This is a genomic window from Gardnerella vaginalis (assembly GCF_001546485.1).
Taxonomy (GTDB): Bacteria; Actinomycetota; Actinomycetes; order Actinomycetales; family Bifidobacteriaceae; genus Bifidobacterium; species Bifidobacterium vaginale_D.
In genome coordinates this window covers 13,802-16,102 of sequence record NZ_KQ956877.1, presented here as the reverse complement: position 1 = coordinate 16,102, position 2,301 = coordinate 13,802, and the positions used below count along the sequence as shown (strand labels likewise).

The window sequence follows — 2,301 nt, the reverse complement described above, 5'->3', positions numbered from 1 at the left end:
ACAAAACTCATAGACTCGTACAGAAAGTTGCGCAAGTGCGTGGTTGTGAACGGCAGTTATGAGATGCGGCTGTGAGAAATAGGAATTTATTATCTCTCACTACTAATAAGGCCACTCAAAACGATTGCGCAGTTTGGTTCGGAACCAAGCTGCGCAACCGACAGAGCAAATCAGCTGAACAACCAACCAAAGTCACTCAGCCAGCCGAGCGAGTTTTACTCCTGCTCTTGCTCCTTGCGACGCTTCATCACAATGTAGAAGAACGTGCCAGCGATGCCGACAATGCCGCAAAGCGTCAAAACCACCAAGCCGCGAGCACCGGTCATTGGCAAAGCGCTGATGATCTTGTCCAATTCGGTTGCCTTATCGTTGCCAATAGTCTTAGAATTGTCAGCAACTACACCGTCTTTTACATTCGTATCAGTTTCAGCAACCACATTATAGCAATGAGGAGCTGGATCCTTCTTGAAACCTGCAGGAGCGTCAGTCTCGACTAAGCAGTACTTCTTACTTGAAGCCTGAGCACCATTACCAATGAACAAATCAACTTTTGCTGTTCCGTCATCACCGGTTTCAATAGTTAACGGATCACTGCTAGTAGCACTAGTCTTAACTGGAGTAGTTTTTTGACCCAAAGTAGTTGAATCTTTTATAGCAGTTAAATCAGTAGATTGATCGTTCACAGAATAGATAGCGAACTTAGCACCCTTTAATGTCTTATTGGTGTTCTTCTTCTCGGCATCTACTGCAACCTTGGTGATCTTCAACGTAGCAAAGTGAGAAGATCCGTGAGGATTATTATCGCACTTATTTGGTTCCTCTTTAGTTGGAACACATGGGTTGTTTTCGTCACCATCACCAATCTTGCTGTTGTCAATCCAGCCAGTAATAAAGTTAGTGAAGTTCTTCGTTCCCTTAGTAACGCTAGTGTTTAAAGTGACTTTCAACGTGTACGTGTAATTGTCAATGTCATCAATCTTAGCAAGACCGTCTGAAGTAAGACTAAATGTAACTTTACCCTTAACTTCCGCAGCATCGTACTCTTTCTTAACGTCATCTTTTGCTTTAGGACTCAAAGGAATATCTGTAGAAGTAGCCTTTTTACCCTCAGCAGGCTTCTTTTGAACTTTAACAAGCATAACGTCAGTTACGCTTTCATACTTCAAGCCTGTTGGAAGAGAATCGACGAAACCAATCTTCTGATACTTTTTACCTTCAGAAGGAGCTGACAGAGGAATAGAAATATTCCATGGGATCACAGTGTTGCCTTTTTCGTCAACGTAGTACTTGTTTGGATCCGCTGCAGTCTTAGTAGGAACGTCCTTGTTTACATCGTTCTTTGGGAACACATGAACGTTGTACAGCCATTCCCATGAGCCTCTAGTCTGGTGAGACAAAGGCGTAGTCACGAAGAATGGATCAGTCTTATAGGTAACTGTTATAGGCTTCCAATCATGTTTGCCTTCTTCAGTAGCATAATCCATTTGAGCATGCACTGTACTAGTTTCTTCAACGTAGTAAAGCGATTCGGCAAGACCGTCGAACTTAGCTACACCGTTTAGATCAGTTTCTTTAGGCTGACCAACTGGAACCTTAGTGAACTTAGCAGCTTGACCTTCAGCAGCAGCTGTGAAGAAGCTTGCCGCGTTACCCTTAGTAAGGCCTTTAAGATCCTCAATCTCCTTCCAGCCTTCTGGCTTAGATAAATCAATATCTTTGCCATCTTTTTGAACCTTGTAAAGCGTAAACTCAACGCCTTGAAGTGGCTTGTTAACTCCCAATGTTTTCAAAGCTTCGGTCATATCAGTTCCGTTAGCCTTAAAATCATTACTAGTTATTGAAGGACTATTGTACTTGTGGATGGTGATAGAAGTGCAATTAGTTTTAGTACCATCTTTAACACCACAAACTGAACTGATGTCAGCAGTGTTTGCACCTTGAGGTGTCTCAGCAAAAGCAACAGAGCCTGCGATGCAGCAGGTGCCAAGTGTGCATGCTGCAGCTAATACAGCTGCGGCGCGTTTCCATGGAATAGTCTTTAAACGCATATTCCCTCTCTTCCCTACGATACAGAATCGTTTATATTGTGATTGTTGTTGTAAAAAGCTAATAAAACGAGCGGTAATACTATGAGGAATCTTGTAGTGTGATACCGCGTACCCGTATTATTCAGCTATCTGTGAGTTGTGCTCGACACGCTCAACTCTGAGTACTCTCGATTCTAACTCTTAGCAAGACGAAAAAATAGACATATTATAACACCAACAAATGTTTATGCTTCTAGACAGTCTACCCCCCCCC

General features: G+C 42.8%; 1 protein-coding gene. It reads right to left on the bottom strand.

Translation table 11 applies throughout. The annotated features are described in order from the left end of the window. Positions 1-215 precede the first annotated feature (215 nt). Positions 216-2,048 (bottom strand): SpaH/EbpB family LPXTG-anchored major pilin, encoded by a 1,833-nt coding sequence (locus HMPREF3208_RS06030; RefSeq protein WP_064347760.1) that lies wholly within the window; start codon positions 2,046-2,048, stop codon positions 216-218. Between the last annotated feature and the right edge of the window lie 253 nt (positions 2,049-2,301).

Bases quoted from the DNA above. Each gene is read 5' to 3' on its own strand.
- HMPREF3208_RS06030 (WP_064347760.1), bottom strand. From the start codon at position 2,048: ATGCGTTTAAAGACTATTCCATGGAAACGCGCCGCAGCTGTATTAGCT.